A 19,758-nucleotide genomic window follows, 5' to 3' on the forward strand; every position below is an offset into this window, starting at 1 on the left:
AACTTGTGCGACGAAAAACAGAGACCTATACATGACGGCAAAAGGAATATACCAGGACGTTGCCTAGATGTTCCTCTCCATATTCGCTTGGTGTCGTAAGTGTTCAATAAACATCGGTATTCTTTTCGCCAAGTGTTTTCTCGAAGCGTAAAAGGCATACAAAACTAAATCCTCAGGTTTGTATTCCAGCTCTAACATTTCCAGGGTCCCTGCAGCTATTTCATCGCGACAGGATTCAATGGGCAGTATCGCAAGCCCCAACCCCGCTAATGCCCCTGATTTGGCAAGATAACCACTATTCACCTTAAAAGAAGACTTTACCCTTTGGGTGATGCATTCCCCTTTCATATTTTTGAAAACCCAAGGTGTCCCATTTAGTGAGGTAAAGCTGCTGATGCACGGAAGGTATTTTAAATCAGTAATCTGGGAAGGTTTTGCATAACGTTGAAGAAATTGGGGAGAAGCAACAACCGCACTCGGCCAACGCTTGATCTCCATTGCTACCCAACTGCTGTCCTCTAGTTTCCCTCGGTGAAAACTCAAAATAACGTCAAACCCATCGAGGAGATCTTCTTTCGGACTGATACTGGTATCGCAGCACAAAGAAATGGAAGGATAAAGAGTACAGAACGAAACCACGGCTTGGGCTAAAGCCGGTGAATCGGGCATCAGGATTTTCAGTTGCCCAACGATCTCATGGGAATGCTGCGTGACTTCTTCAAGAGCCTCACCAAGCCTGTCCAGCAACGGCTGAGTACGCAGATAAAGATGCTCTCCTGCATGAGTTGGGGTGATCCGGCGGGTTGTTCGATCAAATAGCCGAGTACTCAATCGATCTTCCAATAAAGCGATATGACGGCTGACATTGGACGTCGGCAGGTTGAGAAATTCAGCGGCTCGCTTAAAGCTATTGTTCTCATAAACACAGTGGAAACTTTTCAGCCACTGTTGATCTATTTTCTCAAGCATTTTATTTGTCCCAAAAAGTTGGATTATTAAACCCAATAAAGCCACTTTATTGCCATAAATAGGCTTATACAATGCCACTGATGAAAGTTATTGGTGAAAGGTTGCCCATGAGTTGGTTAGAGAAACTGTTGGATAAAAAGGACATTGTCAGAACACGTAAAACGTCAATTCCTGAAGGGGTATGGGATAAATGTCCGGCATGCGAGCAAATTCTTTACCGTTTAGCTCTTCTGGAGAACTTAGATGTATGTCCGAAGTGTCATCATCATATGAGGATTACGGCACGCCGCCGCTTGGATAGTTTTCTGGATAAAGGTGACCGAGTTTCAATCGGGGACGAGTATGAACCCCAAGATATTTTAAACTTTAAGGATTTAAAGCGTTACAAGGAGCGCCTTGTACTTGCTCAGAAAAGCACAGGAGAAAAGGATGCCTTAGTGGTGATACAAGGAAAGCTTTTGGGCTTGCCTGTGGTCGCTTGCGCATTCGAATTTTCTTTTATGGCAGGGTCAATGGGAAGCGTTGTCGGTGCCCGCTTTGTTCGGGCAGTGGAAGCCGCGATTGATGCAAAATGCAGCTTAGTCTGTTTTTCAGCTAGCGGGGGAGCACGTATGCAAGAATCTTTAATGTCGTTAATGCAAATGTCAAAAACCTCAGCGGCATTAAATCGTTTATCAAGTGAAGGCTTACCCTATATCTCCGTATTAACCGACCAAACACTGGGCGGGGTCTCTGCGAGTTTAGCCATGCTTGGAGACATTAATATTGCTGAGCCAAGAGCGATTATCGGATTTGCGGGACGTCGTGTGATAGAACAAACCGTGCGCGAAAAATTGCCTGAAGGTTTCCAATGCAGTGAGTTTCTTTTAGAGCATGGCGCTATCGACATGATCGTAGATAGACGTGATATGCGTGAGCGAGTCGGTGGACTACTGGCTAAACTCACAAATGCCCAAAGCCCATTCAATACTCCAGAGGCTTGATCCTCTTTTTGTTTGGTCAGCTCATCTGTTTACCTTGAGCTGATAGGATTCGCTGACGCTTTAGTGCGGAAGCGTATATAATCGGCGCTCATTTTTACGGGGAAGCACTTTCTACGGGGAACATCATGCAACAGAGTCAATTTGAAGCCTTAGTTAAACTTTTATGTGAACAACCTACTTTACCGCAGGCATTAGAGCTGCTGAAAAACAGCGAAGATGAAGCGATTGCCGAAGCGGCGCAATCACTCTCTGGTCAGTTTGCCTTAGCGGAAGTGGAAGGTGAGCAACGTATTTACCATGTGACGACCGAAGTGGATGAACAGGGTGAAGAGCAAGAGTACGTCGAACACATAATGAACGAAGGTGATGACGTGGTTAAATTTGTGGCTTGGTTCTTTGAAGGTTTCTTCGATATCAAACAAAAAGAGATTTACCAAGCGGCAGGTAAAACCTACAAGCAACCAAAACGCAGCTAGCTTGTAATTAAATTACATAAAAACGTGATGCAACTCTTTTTTTGTTGCTTTTCGCTGTTATATTGAGCGCCAAATGTCACTCAATAACACAGAGGCATGCGTTATGAATAATGAACTGGGTTCGGTTTACCTTGGTCAACTGATCGCTAAGCAAGCAATGCATCAGGCTCAATTTGGCAAAAGCAAAACGAAAAAGCGCTCTTTATTACAGAGAATGCGCCAGAAGTTCAGCCAATAAACGGTTTGAATAAGCCTTCCAGCAGCTTCTTTCAGAAGGCTTAAGATAAGCGAGAGAAAGAAAAGTTACGCCAAGAAATATTTCGCCCCACGGATTCGTGGGGCGATTTTTTTAGGGGGTTATTGCAACCAATCAATCCCTGTTGCTGCAAAAATAGAGGTTAGCCTTACTGCGCAACGCGAGTGGTTTCTATCTCCACCACGTTATCCGGTACTGGGTGCGGATTCTCTTTCAGCCATTTTTCCAACGAATCACTGCCACCAATATACTGGCCGTTTAACCAGATTTGCGGAACGGTGACCGGCGTTTTCTCACCGATGATCGCCTTCACTTCGGGGATCATGCGGTACAGTGCTGCACTTTCTTTCACTACATCGTGATAGCGATAGTCGATACCGGCATTATCCAGCATCTGCTTGGCTTTCACGCAGTAAGGGCAAGTGGCTTTACCAAAGACGATATTGCCTTGTAGTGTGTCTTGCTTCGTCCACTCTTTGATGATCGATTGCACCAATACACCGCGATTGAGGGCCTCGCCTTGACTGATCACCTTACCTGCGACCACCACAATGGGGGCATGCCATGCGCCGAGTTTTAATGGTTCCCACCAGTAAGAAAGCCAATCTTTTACTTCCAATTCAATCGGAACACCTGCCAGTTCATTAGCAAAGGTATCGGCCAAAATATCTTTGGTCAATGTGCATTCCCCACAGGGGATGTTGACTTTAAATGGGCCAAAACTGCCTGCCCAGCGGTAAAGTGTCACTTTAATTGGTGTGGTCATCAAGGCATTCCTCATGCAAATCTTTTCATTAAAAGATAGGAAAGGTTCTACGCAATTTTTCTTTCACGCCGAGATTTTTTTGTTTCCCACTGAGTAATGAATGCCACGGAAAGCACAATGATCGCCGCACCAAGCCATAACCGACCTGGAGGCACCCATCCAAATACCAGCCATCCAGCCAATACGTTTAACGGCAGTTTGGCGTGATCAAACGGTTGTACGAAAGAGGCATCTGCAACGGAATAGGCTTTAGCAATCGCCCACTGAGCCAATGCTGTCATTACCCCAGCCCCTATCAGTAATAGCCATAGAGTTTGGCCACTCGGCATTTGCCAGTCGGGGAGGGCAAGCAGTAAGTTAAATGGTGTGATCAGCAGCAGTAAATAAACCACCATGGTAGAAGGTGAATCGTGTGCCGAGAGTTTTTTAACCATGAGTGAGTAGCAAGCCCAGAAAAAAGCTGCACCAACAGGTAAGAGTGAAGCCAGATTGAAATCATCCGCCCATGGCTCAAGAATGATCATGGCGCCCACAAAACCTGTGAGGGTGGCGAACCAACGCGCCATGCCTACCTTTTCACGTAACCACAAACCGGAGCCGATGGTGGCAAACAGTGGCGAAGTCATTAACAGCGCGATACCTTGCCAAATGGGTACTGGGTAGGCCAACGCCCACAACCAGAGTTGAATGCCAATCACGGCTAAAAACACGCGCAGTAAATGCGCCCCAAAGCGCTGAGTGCGAAGCGACTGACGAATGCCCAGAGTTTTGAGATAAGGCAGAATGACAACAATCGCAATGGCGTATTGAACCAGCGCCACGGTAGTGGAGGCGAGGCCAAATTCAATACTGGCGTACTGCGCAATGCTATTCACGACAGCGAAAGATAAACCGGCGGTCAGCATCCAAAGCGCACCTTGGATTGGGTGGTGTTTTATACTCATGAATCAAAGAGGTGGTCGAAAAGTTGGTCTGAATCATACGTGGTAATCATGGGAAAACCAATCGTTGCGGTTGTTCAAGATTGTCGAAATCCTAAAACAAAAAAGCCAAGCGAAAGCTTGGCCAAGAAGGACAATTTAGGAATTAAGCAGTGTGATTAGAAATCGTAACGTAAACCAAGACGAATCGTATCTTCTACTTTGTAGCCAACTTTGTTGTCATCCAAATTGTTCAGCATATACGCGACGTAAGTGCGGAAGTTTTTGTTGAAGTCGTAACGGCCAGTCAGCTCGAAGAAATCTGACTTGTCAGTTTTGACATTGCTGATTTCAGTTTGGCGGTTTTGGTAAGCCGCAATCAAACGGAACTCTTTGGTGAATTTGTACTGAGCAGAAACTTCCACGCCATCAAACTCTTCTTTGGTTTTGTCGTCGATGTCGCCAGAGGTGTAAGTGGCACCCAGATAAAACGCATCCATGGTGTAGCCTAAGCCCGCAATCAGTTGATCGGCAGAGCCAGCACCAGTGCCATTGTCGTTACCTGAGTAACCCAAACCAATATCCAGGCCGAAAGGTAAAGAATAGAGACCTGAAATGCCGTAGCCGTCAGTGTCTTTCGCTTCGCCAGCAATGTAGCTTGCTTTGAGCTTGAGGCTTTCCATGTTGTAAGCGTAGAGGAAAGTATTGTTCACTTGCTCATTGCCTGAGTTGATAAAGGCTTTTTGGTCGCCAGTAAAGGTTGCGATGTCGGACATATCAGAAATTTGTACACCCGCCGTGTTTTGACGACCAAAAGAAACCGCACCGAAATCACCTTTCAAACCCGCGTACATATAACGTTGTTTGAAGCTGCTGTTTGCATCGTTGTCAGCCGAGGATTTAACGGTTTGCTCTGCTTCCCAAAAACCAAATCCTTTTAAGCCCTCAGTCAGAGAGGTTTCACCGGCCACATTCAAACGCATACGGCTTTTGTTTTGCATTGAGCCTTCAATCTCTTTACCACTGATGTTTGCGCCGCCGAAGTCACCACGGAATTCCAAACGACCACCTACATTCAGAGAAGTGCCTTCCGCATCATAAACGGTGGCTGCCAAAGTAGAACCTGATACCACTGCCGAGAGAACGGCTAGAGCAACTGCTGCCTTTTTCATTTTACTTACCTTATTTGAATTGATGGGCTTACTGCCCGACTTGTGATGACGCTAAGGTACTGATTAAAAATGAATAATTCGTTGCTGTTTAATGACGTTTTAATTGAGTTTTTATGGCGACGGGATGACAAAGCCAAAAGAAGAAGGCGAAGCCCGACCTAATGGTCGCGAGCTTCGCCGAAGAGATCAATTCAAGGATTTGCTTAGAGATCAAAGCCATTAACGCTGACTTTCACATCAATATTGCCACGTACTGCATTAGAGTAAGGGCAAACTTGGTGAGCGACAGTCACTAACTGTTTGGCTTGTTCATCTTCCAAAGCGATGTGTGCTTCAAGAGCTACTGTAAGGGCAAAGCCACCTTGACCATTTGGGCCGATGCCCACGGTTGCCGTTACAGGCGCTTCTTTTAATGTGACTTTAGCTTCGCGGGCAACGTGCAAAATCGCGTTTGAGAAACAGGCGGCGTAACCTGCGGCAAACAGTTGTTCTGGGTTTGTGGCTGTGCCGTTACCGCCCATTTCTTTTGGGTAGCTGAGGTTCAGTTCCAGAAGTTTGTCATGAGTGCTGACGACACCGTTACGTCCTGCAGAAGCGGTAGCTGAAGTTTGGTAAATGGTATTCATTTTTTATGCCTCATTTAAGTTGTGTGCAATTTAATTGCTTGCAATCTTATATCGAGTCTTTTGTTGTTTGCAAGTATATTGTGTGCAATTTAATTTTTGAGGGTAAACCATGGCCGCATCCAATATCGGCTGCCAAGCCCCCGTTGGCGATCTACTATTGTTGGAAAATCAAATCTGTTTTCCGCTCTACAGCGCGGCGAATGCGGTGATCCGGGCTTATCGTCCTTTGCTCGATAAACTGGATATCACGTATTCGCAATATTTAGTGCTGTTGGTGCTCTGGCAGCAAAATGGCATCAATGTGAAAGATCTCGGCGCAAAGTTGCACTTGGATTCCGGGACTTTAACGCCACTTTTGAAACGACTGGAAGTTAAAGGAATTGTGGAGCGTCGACGCGGTAGCAGTGATGAGCGAGTGCGCGAGTTATTTCTCACGCCAGCTGGGTTTGAACTGCAGCAGCAAGCGCGAGCAGTTCCGACACAGATGTTGTGTAAAATAAATCTCAGTGTGGATGAGCTCGTTACACTGAAGTCACTGTGTGAAAAAATTCTGCACACTCTTGATTAGTGGACAGAAAGATTAATGGACTGAAGCGCGCATTTTCGATAATTGTGTGACTCATTTCTGCGTACTTTTTCAGTGGCTAGTTTAGAATCGCCGTTTTGTGTCTGGTCAAGGAAGAGAGATGAGTCATATCCAATTTGCCAACCGAAGTTTATCCGTCGGTAAAGTGCTGTGTGTGGGGCGCAACTATGTTGAGCATATTCAGGAGCTGCAAAATAGCATTCCTGAGCAAATGGTGCTGTTTCATAAGCCTTCCTCAGCGGTTACTTCGAATTTGCGTTCCTTTCACCAAGAGCCTTTGCATTACGAAGCGGAGATCTGTTTCGTGGTCGAGAAAGGTCAGTATGTGGGCGTAGGAATAGGCTTAGATCTGACCAAACGACAAATGCAGAGTTATCTCAAATCCAAGGGATTGCCTTGGGAACGCGCCAAAGCTTTCGACGGCGCAGCGGTACTGAGCCGTTTTGTGCCTTTGGAAGGGCTGGATGTCACCGATCTGAATCTCGAATTGCTCATCAACTGTGTCCGTGTACAAAAAGGGCATGTCAAACAGATGCTTTACTCACCACAAACCGTGTTGCAAGAGCTGAAAAGCTATCTGACGCTGGAAGATGGTGATGTCGTCATGACTGGCACACCACAAGGCGTGGGCGAAGTACATCAAGGTGATCTCTTTGTTGGGCGTCTCAAATGCGGTGAGCATACCTTGATTGAAGTGGAATGGCTGGCTGAGTAACCAGCCATTCTTTTTTGTGCATCGCGATCATGGGTAGGTCAAAAAGTTACGCAAAAACCACTAATTTAAGCAGCAGGAAAGATCCCATACTCACGACTGTGGTGAGTAACACGTTTTTGCTCACCCAAGCTAATAGACCCGCGAGAAGCGCTGCAAGTAGGTAAGGGTTGTTCCACTCTAGCCACAGCGTTTTTTCGGGCATAAACACAATCGGTGCCCAAATCGCGGTCAGTACTGCAGGCCCTGAGTAGCTGAGTAAGCGTTGCAATGTGGGGCTCAAGCGTAGTGGCAGTTTGGGTTCAAGAAACAGATAACGACTGAGGAATACCAGCGCTGTCATCGCGAATATCGAAAGCATGATCATGGGCGACCTCCTATCAAACGTTCTGCACCGTAGCCTGCGAGCATCGCGCCAATACTGGCAAACATCAGGCTTCCTTCAATTCCCATCACTGTGAGTGCGACTGATAAAACCAGAGCCGTCAGTACCGAAATCAACACAGGCCAGCTTTTGATATTCGGGATCACAATCGCGATAAAAGTCGCAGCGACAGCAAATTCCAATCCCCACTGATTGAGATCGGGCAAATAGCGCCCCGCGACAATGCCCACCAAGCTAGCCAAATTCCAAATCAGATAAAAACTGAGCCCAGCCCCTAATGCATACCAGCGATTGAACTGCTTGTCGGTTTGTGAGCCGCAAATCGCAAACAATTCATCAGTAAGCAGAAAGCCCAAAGTGAGCCGCCAACGCAAGGGAAGTGGGCTGATTTTGCTGCGCATCGACACGCTGTACAGAAAATGACGCGAAGTAATGAAAAAGGTTGCGAGCAGCAAGGTGATGAGGCCAGTCCCTGTTTTAAACATGCCAATGGCGACCAGTTGCGCAGCCCCGGCATACAACACGGCTGAGAGTGCTTGGCTTTCGACCACTGACAAGCCAGCTTCAATCGCAAACGAACCTGCCAGCAAACCCCAAGGCAATACCGCAATGCTCAGAGGCAGCATGGCGACCGTTCCTTGCCAAAACAGTCGAGCAGGCGTGGGAGAATCATTAATCGTTAACACGGAATTATTCATACTCTTTCCAATTCATAGGAGAAAACTTTATACCCATCCGACTTGAAACTCCAAGCAGGAAGGGTATATCAGAGCACAGCCATGAGTCACAAGCTTGGATAATCTTGCGCGGCAAGCATGCAGAGAATTCTGAACATTTAAGGTCTTGCGTACTGCTTTGGGGTGATCCCCAGTGCCTTTTTAAAATGGCGATGCAGATGGCTTTGATCGTGGAAGCCGCACTCTTGCGCGGTATTCGAAATGCTTAAACCCTGTTTTAAGAGTTTTTTGGCGAGGCGCAAGCGTGCTTGGATCTGATAGGCGTGCGGTGGTAAACCAAACTGTTTTTGGAAAGTGCGTACCAGATGAAAAGGGCTTAATCCAGCCAGTTGAGCCAACTCTTCGAGTGAGACATCCGCTTGTGGGAAATCGTCGAGAAACTCTTTTACCAACAGAAGCGGTCGCAGTGCCGATAAAGGCTGATCGGCTTTCGGAGCCGTGCGGCTGTGGCGCGTCATCAACTTAACCAAGCTGGCATAAATCAACGTTTCACGCAGTAAACGGTTGGTGGATTTTTCGAGCGTATCAAACACTAAGCGCAGTTGGTTGGCGAGTTCAGGATCGTAAACCACAGCTTGCGGAAAATAAGGCGCACCTGTGTTAGCGCCAAGCTCTTTGGCCACTGACTCAAACTGCTCTGGGAGTGGATACATGGCCTTATAGGCCCAACCGCCTTCCACTGCAGAGTGCCCGGTGTGCACTTCGTCGGCGTTGACCAAGATAATGCTGTCTTGCGGAGCAATATGATTGCCACCTGTACGGTAGAAACATTGTGCGCCGCGCTCAATAACTCCGACTGTGTACCCTTCATGGCTGTGGCGAGAAAAGTTTTGCGTTTCGTATTGCGCATCGAGCAGCTCTAGACCGCCAAATTCTTCGGCAATCTGGAATTTTGCTTGTTCTTTATTTTTGCCTGCTGAATCGCTCATGCCGCTTCCTTGTGGTTTCTCTTAGCGAGTCTACTGCAAATTGAGTGGAAGTTTTTGTACAAAATTGCTCTTAAGCTACGAATAAATACATCGATCCTCAAACTACTTGGAGTTGCAGGTAGGCGATGTCTTTTTATCTCTGGCTAGAAATGAATGAGATTGGATTATCTTTAAGATGGAAATAGCGGTATCTCTCCTATAAAATCCGCCGCTTTCCTGTTTTAACAAGATTTTCAACATGATTGATGTTTCGGTATTACCGGTATATCTCACCGCGGTATTGGCGCTGCTGCTGATCCCTGGGCCAGATATGCTGCTGATTGCCAGCTCTAGTATGAGCTACGGACGACGAGTTGGTTTGTTTGCCAGCTTGGGCAATGCCACATCAGGATGATTTTAACCTTACTCGCGGCTTTGGGAGTATCGGCGCTGATTGCCATGAACCCATTAGCGCTTAACGTGCTGCATTTGTTGGGTGGGGCGTACCTACTCAAAATGGCGTGGGATTGCCTACGCGCGGATGCGGCGCAAGCACCAACTTTAGAAGATGCACAAGCGGTGGCGAAAACCTTCTACCAACGCGCCTTGGTCAGCAATCTTCTTAATCCCAAAGCCTTGGTGTTTTTTGTGCTGTTTTTACCGCAGTTTGTTTCCGCCAATATTGCCGCAAGCTCTGCTGAACAGATGCTCGCGCTTGGGCTTGTGCTGAACGTATGCGGCTTGCTGTTTAACTTGCTGCTGGTGGCGTTGGTTGGTGTGTTTGGGCGCTCATTACTGGACAACCAGCGCTTTCGCACTTATCAACACAAAGTGATGGGTGGGGTATTTTTGCTGCTGGCACTTTGGATGCTGAGCGATTTTATTTAGGTGTCACCTAGTAATGTCAAAGCCATAGACTTACGCCTATGGCTTTTTTATTTGTGTTTAGTGTTGGGTATGCGAGTTCGGTTAACGAATCGACCCCAATAATTATCGGTCTAGGTTTATTGTCACCGATTAAACCACGAAGGCGGAAACTAGACCGATCAAGCCACCAAACACGCCGCCCCAAATCACTAGCCAGCCAAGGTGTTCTTTAATCATCTTCTGCACGATTTCTTTGACCAATTGCGGGGTCAGTTCATTTAAGCGCTGATCGATGATGCCTTCGATATTGGCTTTAATCTCATCAAGCATGGCAGGGGATTCTAATTGCCCTTTTAGTGCTTCACGTACCGACTCGCTCTGGCTGATCTCAACAATCGCATCTTGCATCTTCTCCACAAATGGTTGTTTCAATGGCTCAAGCGCTTGTGCACCGCCAAACATCGCCAACATGCCACCGAATGAGGATTGGCTGATCACTTCAACCAGAGAATCAAACGTCGGGTTGAAATCGACTTTGGCGATCACAGGTTGCAGATCGAGGTTCATCGCACCATTCATCTCTTTATTGAGGAAGCGGTCGATGTTCGCGTCGGTAAAAAATTGCTCCATCATCAGCTGTTTGATTGCGGCTTTGAAATCTTCAAAACGCGCTGGAATCACGCCTGAGCCGTACAATCCCGGCACTTTTTCAAACAGCATATGAATGGCGAGCCAGTTGGTGATCGCGCCGGAAAAGGCAAACAGGCCAGCGTAAAAAGCATAGTTGTTAGGCAGGAAATAGCCGACACCCATCAGTGCCAGCGCCACTAAATTGGTAATAAGGCTTTTGTTCATGGTGTTCTCTTGGTTACTCAAAGTCTCACGTTGACATAACGGCCAACCGCTTTCAGGTTAATGCATGGAAAAAGTAGCGGAATTCTAAGTCAAAATCCCAGAAAGAGGAAAGCCCGCGAAACAGTCGCGGGCTTTTTCCTTCGTACTTGCAGTCTAGCTGCAACACCATGTCATTTGGGTGCAGTAGGGAGAAAGGAAGTTAGGCGAGTACGGCTTCTTCCACTTCTTCTTCATCACAGCCGATGAAGCCACCCGTTTGATGCGCCCACAGGTGAGCATAAATGCCGTTTTGCGCAATCAATTCGTGGTGTGTGCCTTGCTCTACAATGCGGCCTTTATCGAGCACGATCAGGCGATCCATCGCGGCGATAGTGGAAAGACGGTGCGCAATCGCAATCACGGTTTTGCCCTGCATCAGTTCATTGAGGCTTTCTTGAATTGCTGCTTCCACTTCGGAATCGAGCGCGGAAGTGGCTTCATCCAACACTAACAGTGGCGCATCTTTCAGCAGCACGCGAGAGATCGCAATGCGCTGACGTTGTCCGCCAGAGAGTTTGACCCCACGCTCACCCACTTGCGCATCGTAACCACTGTTGCCGTGCGGATCGGTCAAACCAAGAATGAACGCATGAGCATGGGCTTGCGCCGTGGCTTTCAGTAGTTGTTCTTCCGTCGCATTCGGATTGCCGTACAAAATGTTGTCGCGGATTGAGCGGTGCAGCAGCGAGGTATCTTGCGTCACCATGCCGATTTTGCTGCGCAGCGATTCTTGCGTCACGTCCGAAATCGGCTGACCATCAATTAGGATCCGGCCGCTTTCCACATCGTGGAAACGCAGTAACAAGTTAACCAAGGTGGATTTACCCGCTCCCGAACGACCCACCAAACCGACTTTTTCTCCCGGTTTGATGTTGAGATTGAGATGGTTGATCACGCCTTTGTTTTCACCATAGTGGAAGCTGACATCATCAAACGTAATGCCGCCGTGTTGAACCACCAAAGGTTTAGCGTCCTTCTTATCCGTCACTGTGATCGGTTTACCGAGCATGGTCATGCCGTCTACTACCGTACCGATGTTTTCAAACAGGGCACTGACTTCCCACATGATCCACTTAGACATGCCGTTGATACGTAAGGATAAACTTACTGCTACTGCAATGGCACCAACGCTGATTGCACTGGTCGTCCATAGGTAAATCGACAGCGCGGCAATGGTAAACACCAATATATAATTGGCCATTTCAACCCAAATATTAAAGCCGGTCACCAAACGCATTTGGCGATGCACGGTACCAAGAAAATCTTGCATACCTTCTTCGGCATACTGAGTTTCGCGCTGGCTGTGAGAAAACAGCTTCACCGTCATGATGTTGGTGTAGCTATCGACAATGCGTCCGGTCATCAGTGAGCGGGCATCGGCTTGCTCAGAAGCGACCTTTTTCAGCTTAGGTACGTAATACATTTGCACCGTGACATAGATCGTCAGCCAAATCAGCATAGGGATCATTAAGCGCCAATCGGCCTGCGCTAAAATCACCACGATAGCAGTGAAATACACCATCACATACACAAACACATCTATTCATTTCATCACGGTTTCACGAACCGCGAGCGCCGTTTGCATCACTTTCGTGGAGATGCGCCCTGCGAATTCGTCTTGATAAAACGATACGCTTTGTTTGAGCAGATAGCGGTGCGCCAGCCAACGGATCGACATCGGATAGTTGCCGAGCAAAGATTGGTGGATCAGCAATGAATATAGCCCGATCAACAAAGGCATGCCGACCAGCACCAACAAGCCCAATCCAATCAATGTGCTCTGATTTTCGGCTAAAAACGTTTCTGGATGGCTGGTGGAAAGCCAATCCACCAGTTTTCCCATAAAACCAAACAGTGATACTTCAATAATCGCGATCGAAGTACTGAGTAACGCCATCACCATCAGTGGTTTTTCAAAACCGCGGGTGTAGTGGCGGCAAAACGCCCACAGGGTATCGGGTGGACGTTGGGGATCACCTTTCGGGAAAGGCTCGGTGAAACCTTCGAATAGCTTAAACATGAGAAGATCCTTGCAGTGAATTGGGCGGTAGTGAGGGAGAGAACACGCGTTCGAGCGTCCGCCAAAATGTCATTTTTTATTCAAACGCAAGCAGTATAACGTCATCCATAGGGGACTTGAAGTTATGCCGATTCAGCCTCTAAGTTTTGCGACCTGTTTCGAAGTGAATCTAACGGATGTAATTCACTACATGAGTGATATTTACTGCAATAAATGATTTTCACAGTCAAAAATGACAGTTTATTGGCTGAAATAAATCAAAATCAGCAAATCTTTGGTTAACATTCTGTTTACACTTTTGGGGTGAAATCGGTGATGAGTGTCTGTCTATGAATGTCAATCAACAAGCCAATGTATCGATAACGTCCCCTGTGGTGCAAAATGCGCGTGCCGTAGTGATGGTGCCACCGAAAGAGTTCGGTTTTAATGCGCAAACCGCGCAAGATAATGCGTTTCAAAACCCACTGGCTTTAAGCGGTGAAACTATTTTGCAGCGCGCAATGGCTGAGTTTAACGCCATGGTAAGCGGCCTTCGCCAAGCTGGGGTTGAAGTTGTCGTCTTTGATTATCCTTTGGCGAGCAGTGAAACGCCGGATGCCGTGTTTCCCAATAACTGGTTTAGCACCACCGAAGCGGGCGAGCTGTTTTTGTTTCCAATGGCGTGTGCGAATCGACGTTTGGAAGTGCGCCCGCAAGCTTTGGTCGAGCGTTTGCAACAACATGGTTTTGCCGTGATAAAGCAGCACTCGTTGCTCGCGTTTACCGAGCAACAAGCGTTTTTGGAAAGCACTGGCGTGATGGTGATCGATCATCCCAATCGTACGATTTATGCGGGGTTGTCTCAGCGCTGTGATCGCGAAGTGCTAGAAGTGTATGCCGAGCAAATTGGTTACTCACGAGTGGTGTCATTCCAAACCCGATTGCCTTCCGGCTCGCCGATTTATCACACCAATGTGATGATGGCGATTGGCGAGCGCTTCTGTGTGATATGTGATGAAGCGATCCCGGAATATGAGCGCCGTTTTGTCGTGAAATCGCTGGCGAAAGATAAGCAGGTGATTTCGATCTCAATTGAGCAGATGAATCGCTTCTGTGGCAACATCTTGCAATTAGAAACTCGTGACGGGCAGAAAGTGATCGCCATGTCGCAATCGGCTTATGAGGCATTTACACCCGCGCAGCTCAACCAACTTGCGACCCACGGTAAGTTACTGCCTTTCTCCGTGCCTACCATAGAAACCATTGGCGGTGGCAGTGTGCGCTGCATGCTGGCCGAGCTGTTCTTACCAAAACAAAAGTAAGGTTATTCACAAAAAGAAAGGGAGATTAGGGATATCTCCCTTTAGATTACCCCTGTATCACTTTTCTCCGTTAGCCATAATGGGTGGATAAAGTGGTGGGGATGGTGCAAATCCGATAGAGCTAGATTTGCTTGTTAGGGATTGCTTGGATAATCCGTGTAACCGCGTTCGTCACCACCAAAGAGTGTCTTTCCATCCAGCTGCGCCAGTGGTTGCTGGTGCTTGAGGCGAGAAACCAGATCTGGATTAGCGACAAAAGGACGCCCGAATGCGACTAAATCGGCATAGCCTTTTTGTAGCACCTCTTCCGCGCGCTCAAGTGTGTAGCGACCTGCGACAATAATGGCGTTAGTGAAATGCTCGCGTAGCGCAATGCGAAAGCTTTCTGGAATGGTAGGAGCATCATCCCAATCCGCTTCTGATAAGTGCAGATACGCAATATCTCGTGCTTGCAACTCCTTCGATGCTTCTAAAATCGTAGGCACTATGTCGGGGCAATTCATATCTTTGAAGGTAATAAACGGTGCTAAGCGGACGCCAACACGGTTTTCACCAATGGCTTTGCTGACCGCATCAACCACTTCGAGCAAAAATCGAATTCGATTTTCACGGTTGCCACCATAACTATCGGTACGATGATTCGAGTTGGTACGTAGGAATTGATCGATGAGATAACCATTACCGCCGTGGATTTCCACACCATCAAACCCTGCTTCAATAGCGCATTTTGCAGCCCGAGCGAAGTCATTCACCACTCGATCAATATCGGCTTGAGTCAGTGCACGGGGTTCAACGCAATCCACCATGTGGCCATTGCCTTGCTCATCGGCGATCCAAACTTGAGTCTCAACCGGTTTGAGGGCTGACGGAGCAATCGGCAACTCCCCTTTTTGAAAAATAGGATGAGAAACACGCCCGACATGCCAAAGTTGGCAAAACATCGCTGCACCTTGTTGTTTGACCGCTTGAGTTACGGTTTTCCAACCTGAAACTTGCTCATCGGTATAAACGCCGGGAGTGAATGAATAGCCTTGCGAATCATCGGAGATCTGGGTCGCTTCGGAAATGATTAACCCTGCACTGGCGCGTTGTTGGTAATAGGTTGCCATCATTGGGTTCGGAATATTTCCCGGTTGGCTACTGCGTGCGCGAGTCATCGGAGCCATCACCACACGGTTTTGTAGCGTGAGTTGTTTTAAATCGGTTGGTTCAAATAATCTGCTCATTTTGCCTCCTTATTTTTGCGATGTAACTTGCAACGGTTGATGCAACAAGGGGTCTTGTCGCGATGTCTCTTGCAACAAGCGGACTTGGGTTTTCTGACTGACAGATTCCATCCAATCTTTGACTTCACTGTCCCACTGGATTTCCGGGGCGCTGAAGAAACCACGCAGGATTGAAAACAGAATTGCTTCATCAATCAGGCTGACATGTCGGTAAGATCGGAGTTTCAGCAGTGGCTTAGCCGCTTCGATACAGGCTTGCACTTGCAGAGCAATCTGCGGGGTGTCGTTCAGTAGGGTTTCAAAGTTGAGTTCGGCTGTCTCTTTTTTCGTTTGCCAGGCGCGTTGAGCCGATGCGGTTTTAAACTCTGGCAAGTCCAGCTTAAACCAGCGTGGATAGCCGATTTTTTGCAAAGGCAAGAATGCGCTGCGCTGCCAATCCAACGTGGTTTGTGCAGGTTGTGCGGTTTCACTTGAGTTAACCGATTCGAGCAAGAATTGAATGATGTCGAGACTTTCTGCCATGCTTCGCCACTTTCTTTGATCAGCAAAGGCACTTGTTTGCTACCAATGATCTCATTGGTGGTTTTGTCGTCGTCGTAATCAAGGATGATCACATCAAGTGGAATGTTCAACATTCCTGCCACGTAGCGCACGCGTGCACTGAAAGGGCAGTGTTCATAAATATAGAGTTTCATGGCGATTTCCTAATCCAGTTGAGATTGAGGCAGTATATTGCTCGCATAAAAATTGATAATTGGCGAGAAACTGAATTGATTGTTCGGTTATATTGAATAATCAGGATTTAGGGAGGTGTTATGGATAAGTTTGCAGATATGGTGCTGTTTGCCAGCATAGTCAAAAACCAAGGCCTTGCTGCGGCTGGCCGAGAGTTGAGTTTATCGCCCGCGACAGTAACGGCAAGGCTACAAGCACTGGAAGATCGCTATGGAGTCAAATTGCTCAATCGCAGCACTCGCCATCTCTCCTTAACCGAATCTGGCGTTTTGTATCATCAAGCTTGCCTTGAGATTCTTAATAGCGTGCGCGAGACAGAAAATTTGCTGCAAACAGGCAGCAAAGAAGTCCGGGGAACGCTAAAAGTCTCTGCTCCGCGTGACATCGGGAAACAACATATCGCTCCAATTCTTGCCGCCTTCACTGAGCAATATCCGGAGGTGGTACCTTATCTCTACCTCAATGACAACATCTCGAATTTGGCGGAATCAGGTTTGGATGTGGTGATTCGCTACGGTGAACTGGCCGACGGTAGCCTGATTTCTCGCAAGCTGGCGGCGAGTCGCCGAGTGTTGTGCGCTTCTCCGGCTTATTTAGAGCGTAAAGGCACACCGAAAACTCCGCAAGATCTCGCTCAACACGACTGCTTGGCCATGGTCCGAAGCAATGAAGAGATGAAAACGTGGTACTTCCAAGATAATGAGCAGCACAAGGTGATCACGGTAGTACCCAAGAGTTTTGCGGATGATGGGGAAGTGATTCGCCAGTGGGCTTTAGCGGGAATGGGGATCGCGTTGAAATCGATCCTCGATGTGCAGGAAGATCTCAATCAGAAGCGGTTGGTTACTGTCTTAAATGGTTATATGAAGAATTTTAACGCCTCCACGTCTGCCTCAGGGGCGGATTTGAACGTGCTTTATCTCAGCCGGCAATACCAGCCCAAACGCCTGCGATTGTTTATCGACTTTTTGATCGAGCAGTGCTCGTTACGCTTGGCTGGCAAAGAGCATTCAGAAAATGCATGAGCCCATGTCGTCGCGGTTTTCTGATTATGGATTGGCGCTTTTGTGTAACCGATAAATGGTCATCAGGTTGGTCACAATAAAGGTGCTTTCCACTAGCGTGCCACCGATGGAGCCAAGCCAAATATTGTGGCTAACCCAACACAGCGAGTTAAACAGAATCAGGCTGCGTAGGGCGACCCCTCGTTTAGAAAACAGGGCCCAAGTCGCCACTGACGATCCAAACACGGTCATAAACTCGAAAAAGTGGGTGATGTTGGGCAGCGTCATCAGCCACATCAAAGCGATAAAAAACCACATGACTCTGCGCGATTGCGTTTTGATCGAAGCAAAACTGCGAATGCCGTTAATAACGACACCGATGGCGGCGACGGTCGCACCCAACAAGGCAAAATGAATGCCCATGATGAAGCAAAATGCGACCATCTGATAACGAAAGCGCATGTCGTCTTTTTGCCAAAAGGCCATCACACCGACCAGAAACGCAATACCACCTATGCCTTGCGCTAACGCGTTGTCCATTTTTGTGTCTCTTCAGTGAAAGCGCCCCTCTTAAATAAGGGGGCGTAAAGAGGGTTAAGCCCAGTCAGAGGGTTAGTTGACTAACGCAACGGCTTCACGAGTCAGCCGAGCCAGTTCTTCCCAGTTTCCTGCTTCAATCAGCTTTTTATCCACCATCCAAGTACCGCCGCACGCTAACACACGTGGGATCGCTAAGTAATCTTTGATGTTGGCAGGGCTAATACCTCCAGTGGGCATCAGCTCAATATCGGTATACGGCGCGAGCAGGGATTTCACCATGTTGATACCGCCAGAGGCTTCGGCAGGGAAAAACTTCAACGTAGTTAAGCCCATTTCCAGTGCCGCTTCAACCGTGCTCGGGTTATTCACGCCCGGTACGATATCGATGCCGATCTCCTGACACGCTTTGACGGTATTAGGGTTAAAGCCAGGGGAGACAATAAAGGTCGCACCTGCTTCCTTGGCTGCAATCGCTTGTTCACGATTGAGCACAGTGCCTGCGCCGATCAGCATGTCCGGTTGTGCTTGGCGCAGCAGACGAATGGCTTCTACCGCCGCTTCTGAGCGAAAGGTGATTTCGGCAGCAGGCAGGCCATTTTCTACCAGCACTTTACCCAGTGGGATGATGTCTTCGGCGTTGTCGATGGCGATCACTGGGATCACTTTCAGAGCTTTCAGTTGTTGTTTAATGCTAGACATGTTGGTTCCTTAAGCGACGCCAAGCGCCGATTGTGTGAATTCTTTGGGAATAATGGCTCCGCGATGCTGAATCACAGTGCCGGCCAGTGCGTTACCACGTTGGCATGCGGTGGCTAAATCTGCACCCGCTAAGTAGGCCGAGAGGAATCCACCATTGAAGGAGTCACCCGCGGAAGTGGTATCCACTACTTGCTCTACCGGTTGGGTTGGCACTGCTTGTGGAGCGAAAATTGAAGTCGAGGAATCTTGAATCAAGCAGCCCTCGGACCCCAATTTGACGATGCATTTTTGTATGCCAAGTGCGGTGAGGCGTTGAATGGTCTGCTCTGGAGTGTTATCTCCCCAAATCCACTGCTCGTCATCAAAGGTAACGAGCGCTACATCCGTCAGTTGGTACATGACTTGGTATATTTCTTTCACCGTATGGTTGTCATCTTGCGGCCACAGGGCAGGGCGGAAGTTGCTGTCAAACGCGATTTCAACCCCTTTGGCTTTGAGTTCAACCAACAGGTTGAGCAGGGCAATACGATCTTCGACAGGCAAAATCGCCAGAGTGATTCCGCTGAGAAACACCATATCGACCTGATTTAACGCTTGCTTAATCCGGCTAAAATCTGGGTGTTGCAGCAGGTAACGCGCCGCAGATTGGTTTCGCCAATACAAGAAAGTGCGTTCGCCTTGATCATCAAGTTGGATCAGGTACAAACCGGGCGTTCGAGTGGGATCACGCAGCACGAGTTCCGTTGCAACTCCTTCTTCTTGCCAGCGCGACAGCATGCCTGAACTGATTGGGTCGGTACCGAGCGCGGTCACGTAAGAGACTTTAATGTCGTCCGGGTTAGTATTGGCTTCACAGCCGCGGCGCAGATATACCGCGGCATTTAAAGTGTCACCACCAAATGTTTGATGCATAGAACCAAACGGTTTACCGTTCAGCTCAATCATACATTCACCCATAATGGCGATATGTTTCATT

At 47.9% G+C, this 19,758-nt stretch carries 20 protein-coding genes and 3 pseudogenes; 8 read left to right on the top strand and 15 right to left on the bottom strand.

Annotated elements, in window-relative coordinates; genetic code table 11:
* Window positions 1-63 precede the first annotated feature (63 nt).
* Window positions 64-969, bottom strand: coding sequence for a LysR family transcriptional regulator (locus D908_RS11885; RefSeq protein WP_032467583.1), 906 nt, complete (start codon window positions 967-969; stop codon window positions 64-66).
* A 107-nt stretch (window positions 970-1,076) separates the two neighbouring features.
* On the opposite strand from D908_RS11885, the gene accD reads away from it, so the two are divergent.
* The 3 genes from accD to D908_RS22940 all read left to right on the top strand — a co-directional run bounded on the left by accD (window position 1,077) and on the right by D908_RS22940 (window position 2,666).
* Window positions 1,077-1,952, top strand: a complete 876-nt coding sequence (gene accD, locus D908_RS11880) for an acetyl-CoA carboxylase, carboxyltransferase subunit beta (RefSeq protein ID WP_032467584.1) — start codon at window positions 1,077-1,079, stop codon at window positions 1,950-1,952.
* A gap of 125 nt (window positions 1,953-2,077) precedes the next feature.
* Window positions 2,078-2,428 carry a hypothetical protein gene (locus D908_RS11875; protein WP_001187744.1) on the top strand — a complete coding sequence of 117 codons (351 nt, stop codon included), beginning with the start codon at window positions 2,078-2,080 and terminating at the stop codon, window positions 2,426-2,428.
* A 103-nt stretch (window positions 2,429-2,531) separates the two neighbouring features.
* Window positions 2,532-2,666 carry a hypothetical protein gene (locus tag D908_RS22940; RefSeq protein ID WP_005516220.1) on the top strand — a complete coding sequence of 45 codons (135 nt, stop codon included), beginning with the start codon at window positions 2,532-2,534 and terminating at the stop codon, window positions 2,664-2,666.
* Between the two features lie 166 nt (window positions 2,667-2,832).
* On the opposite strand, the gene D908_RS11865 is transcribed toward D908_RS22940, so the two are convergent.
* The 4 genes from D908_RS11865 to ohr all read right to left on the bottom strand — a co-directional run bounded on the left by D908_RS11865 (window position 2,833) and on the right by ohr (window position 6,168).
* The gene (locus tag D908_RS11865; RefSeq protein WP_000211013.1) at window positions 2,833-3,450 is read right to left on the bottom strand and encodes a glutaredoxin family protein; all 618 of its coding nucleotides are present in this window, start codon (window positions 3,448-3,450) and stop codon (window positions 2,833-2,835) included.
* A 47-nt stretch (window positions 3,451-3,497) separates the two neighbouring features.
* Complete coding sequence (locus D908_RS11860) at window positions 3,498-4,355, bottom strand: DMT family transporter (RefSeq protein WP_000954348.1); 858 nt, start codon at window positions 4,353-4,355, stop codon at window positions 3,498-3,500.
* Between the two features lie 194 nt (window positions 4,356-4,549).
* Complete coding sequence (locus D908_RS11855) at window positions 4,550-5,542, bottom strand: porin (RefSeq protein ID WP_005523941.1); 993 nt, start codon at window positions 5,540-5,542, stop codon at window positions 4,550-4,552.
* A gap of 203 nt (window positions 5,543-5,745) precedes the next feature.
* Window positions 5,746-6,168, bottom strand: coding sequence for an organic hydroperoxide reductase Ohr (gene ohr, locus D908_RS11850; RefSeq protein ID WP_005523942.1), 423 nt, complete (start codon window positions 6,166-6,168; stop codon window positions 5,746-5,748).
* A 109-nt stretch (window positions 6,169-6,277) separates the two neighbouring features.
* On the opposite strand from ohr, the gene ohrR reads away from it, so the two are divergent.
* Together ohrR and D908_RS11840 are read left to right on the top strand one after the other, a co-directional pair.
* Window positions 6,278-6,736 carry a transcriptional regulator OhrR gene (ohrR, locus tag D908_RS11845; RefSeq protein ID WP_005523943.1) on the top strand — a complete coding sequence of 153 codons (459 nt, stop codon included), beginning with the start codon at window positions 6,278-6,280 and terminating at the stop codon, window positions 6,734-6,736.
* 118 nt (window positions 6,737-6,854) lie between these two features.
* Entirely contained in the window at window positions 6,855-7,469 is a 615-nt protein-coding gene (locus tag D908_RS11840; protein WP_000018320.1) for a fumarylacetoacetate hydrolase family protein, read from the top strand.
* 46 nt (window positions 7,470-7,515) lie between these two features.
* Here the strand turns inward: D908_RS11840 and D908_RS11835 are convergent, their stop codons facing one another.
* The 3 genes from D908_RS11835 to D908_RS11825 all read right to left on the bottom strand — a co-directional run bounded on the left by D908_RS11835 (window position 7,516) and on the right by D908_RS11825 (window position 9,517).
* Complete coding sequence (locus tag D908_RS11835; protein WP_000605635.1) at window positions 7,516-7,833, bottom strand: AzlD domain-containing protein; 318 nt, start codon at window positions 7,831-7,833, stop codon at window positions 7,516-7,518.
* On the bottom strand, window positions 7,830-8,549 hold the full coding sequence (locus D908_RS11830; RefSeq protein WP_032467570.1) for an AzlC family ABC transporter permease: 720 nt from the start codon (window positions 8,547-8,549) through the stop codon (window positions 7,830-7,832). Before D908_RS11830 ends, D908_RS11835 begins: the two co-directional genes overlap by 4 nt.
* A 137-nt stretch (window positions 8,550-8,686) precedes the next feature.
* A complete protein-coding gene (locus D908_RS11825; RefSeq protein ID WP_001283942.1) occupies window positions 8,687-9,517 on the bottom strand; it encodes an AraC family transcriptional regulator in 831 nt (276 codons plus the stop codon).
* A gap of 238 nt (window positions 9,518-9,755) precedes the next feature.
* Here D908_RS11825 and D908_RS0119180 point away from each other — a divergent pair.
* Window positions 9,756-10,384: pseudogene (locus tag D908_RS0119180) on the top strand (LysE family translocator).
* A 129-nt stretch (window positions 10,385-10,513) separates the two neighbouring features.
* Here the strand turns inward: D908_RS0119180 and D908_RS11820 are convergent.
* Entirely contained in the window at window positions 10,514-11,218 is a 705-nt protein-coding gene (locus D908_RS11820) for a DUF445 family protein (protein ID WP_005523945.1), read from the bottom strand.
* Between the two features lie 199 nt (window positions 11,219-11,417).
* Window positions 11,418-13,277: pseudogene (gene vcaM, locus D908_RS0119185) on the bottom strand (multidrug efflux ABC transporter VcaM).
* A gap of 329 nt (window positions 13,278-13,606) precedes the next feature.
* On the opposite strand from vcaM, the gene ctlX reads away from it, so the two are divergent.
* Window positions 13,607-14,578: a citrulline utilization hydrolase CtlX gene (gene ctlX, locus D908_RS11815; RefSeq protein WP_005523946.1), complete on the top strand. Its 972-nt coding sequence runs from the start codon at window positions 13,607-13,609 to the stop codon at window positions 14,576-14,578.
* A 134-nt stretch (window positions 14,579-14,712) separates the two neighbouring features.
* On the opposite strand, the gene D908_RS11810 is transcribed toward ctlX, so the two are convergent.
* Together D908_RS11810 and grxB are read right to left on the bottom strand one after the other, a co-directional pair.
* Window positions 14,713-15,804, bottom strand: coding sequence for an alkene reductase (locus tag D908_RS11810; RefSeq protein WP_005523948.1), 1,092 nt, complete (start codon window positions 15,802-15,804; stop codon window positions 14,713-14,715).
* A gap of 9 nt (window positions 15,805-15,813) precedes the next feature.
* Window positions 15,814-16,499: pseudogene (grxB, locus tag D908_RS0119190) on the bottom strand (glutaredoxin 2).
* Between the two features lie 120 nt (window positions 16,500-16,619).
* Here grxB and D908_RS11805 point away from each other — a divergent pair.
* Window positions 16,620-17,564, top strand: a complete 945-nt coding sequence (locus D908_RS11805) for a LysR family transcriptional regulator (RefSeq protein WP_005523954.1) — start codon at window positions 16,620-16,622, stop codon at window positions 17,562-17,564.
* Window positions 17,565-17,588: 24 nt separating this feature from the next.
* On the opposite strand, the gene D908_RS11800 is transcribed toward D908_RS11805, so the two are convergent.
* The 3 genes from D908_RS11800 to D908_RS11790 all read right to left on the bottom strand — a co-directional run bounded on the left by D908_RS11800 (window position 17,589) and on the right by D908_RS11790 (window position 19,757).
* Window positions 17,589-18,083 (bottom strand): YgjV family protein, encoded by a 495-nt coding sequence (locus D908_RS11800; RefSeq protein ID WP_005523955.1) that lies wholly within the window; start codon window positions 18,081-18,083, stop codon window positions 17,589-17,591.
* Window positions 18,084-18,155: 72 nt separating this feature from the next.
* Window positions 18,156-18,782, bottom strand: coding sequence for a bifunctional 4-hydroxy-2-oxoglutarate aldolase/2-dehydro-3-deoxy-phosphogluconate aldolase (locus D908_RS11795; RefSeq protein WP_000094948.1), 627 nt, complete (start codon window positions 18,780-18,782; stop codon window positions 18,156-18,158).
* Between the two features lie 9 nt (window positions 18,783-18,791).
* Entirely contained in the window at window positions 18,792-19,757 is a 966-nt protein-coding gene (locus D908_RS11790) for a sugar kinase (protein ID WP_005523957.1), read from the bottom strand.
* Window position 19,758 lies beyond the last annotated feature (1 nt).

This window comes from Vibrio mimicus CAIM 602 (assembly GCF_000338875.1).
GTDB lineage: Bacteria > Pseudomonadota > Gammaproteobacteria > Enterobacterales > Vibrionaceae > Vibrio > Vibrio mimicus.

What these genes read in the sequence shown, in the direction of transcription:
- D908_RS11800 (WP_005523955.1), bottom strand. Translation starts at nt 18,083, where the DNA reads ATGGACAACGCGTTAGCGCAAGGCATAGGTGGTATTGCGTTTCTGGTC.
- D908_RS11810 (WP_005523948.1), bottom strand. Translation starts at nt 15,804, where the DNA reads ATGAGCAGATTATTTGAACCAACCGATTTAAAACAACTCACGCTACAA.
- D908_RS11860 (WP_000954348.1), bottom strand. Translation starts at nt 4,355, where the DNA reads ATGCTGACCGCCGGTTTATCTTTCGCTGTCGTGAATAGCATTGCGCAG.
- D908_RS11805 (WP_005523954.1), top strand. Translation starts at nt 16,620, where the DNA reads ATGGATAAGTTTGCAGATATGGTGCTGTTTGCCAGCATAGTCAAAAAC.
- D908_RS11790 (WP_005523957.1), bottom strand. Translation starts at nt 19,757, where the DNA reads ATGAAACATATCGCCATTATGGGTGAATGTATGATTGAGCTGAACGGT.
- D908_RS11820 (WP_005523945.1), bottom strand. Translation starts at nt 11,218, where the DNA reads ATGAACAAAAGCCTTATTACCAATTTAGTGGCGCTGGCACTGATGGGT.
- accD (WP_032467584.1), top strand. Translation starts at nt 1,077, where the DNA reads ATGAGTTGGTTAGAGAAACTGTTGGATAAAAAGGACATTGTCAGAACA.
- ohrR (WP_005523943.1), top strand. Translation starts at nt 6,278, where the DNA reads ATGGCCGCATCCAATATCGGCTGCCAAGCCCCCGTTGGCGATCTACTA.
- D908_RS11875 (WP_001187744.1), top strand. Translation starts at nt 2,078, where the DNA reads ATGCAACAGAGTCAATTTGAAGCCTTAGTTAAACTTTTATGTGAACAA.
- D908_RS11840 (WP_000018320.1), top strand. Translation starts at nt 6,855, where the DNA reads ATGAGTCATATCCAATTTGCCAACCGAAGTTTATCCGTCGGTAAAGTG.
- D908_RS11835 (WP_000605635.1), bottom strand. Translation starts at nt 7,833, where the DNA reads ATGATCATGCTTTCGATATTCGCGATGACAGCGCTGGTATTCCTCAGT.
- D908_RS11885 (WP_032467583.1), bottom strand. Translation starts at nt 969, where the DNA reads ATGCTTGAGAAAATAGATCAACAGTGGCTGAAAAGTTTCCACTGTGTT.
- D908_RS11855 (WP_005523941.1), bottom strand. Translation starts at nt 5,542, where the DNA reads ATGAAAAAGGCAGCAGTTGCTCTAGCCGTTCTCTCGGCAGTGGTATCA.
- ctlX (WP_005523946.1), top strand. Translation starts at nt 13,607, where the DNA reads ATGAATGTCAATCAACAAGCCAATGTATCGATAACGTCCCCTGTGGTG.
- D908_RS11795 (WP_000094948.1), bottom strand. Translation starts at nt 18,782, where the DNA reads ATGTCTAGCATTAAACAACAACTGAAAGCTCTGAAAGTGATCCCAGTG.
- D908_RS11825 (WP_001283942.1), bottom strand. Translation starts at nt 9,517, where the DNA reads ATGAGCGATTCAGCAGGCAAAAATAAAGAACAAGCAAAATTCCAGATT.
- ohr (WP_005523942.1), bottom strand. Translation starts at nt 6,168, where the DNA reads ATGAATACCATTTACCAAACTTCAGCTACCGCTTCTGCAGGACGTAAC.
- D908_RS11830 (WP_032467570.1), bottom strand. Translation starts at nt 8,549, where the DNA reads ATGAATAATTCCGTGTTAACGATTAATGATTCTCCCACGCCTGCTCGA.
- D908_RS11865 (WP_000211013.1), bottom strand. Translation starts at nt 3,450, where the DNA reads ATGACCACACCAATTAAAGTGACACTTTACCGCTGGGCAGGCAGTTTT.
- D908_RS22940 (WP_005516220.1), top strand. Translation starts at nt 2,532, where the DNA reads ATGAATAATGAACTGGGTTCGGTTTACCTTGGTCAACTGATCGCTAAG.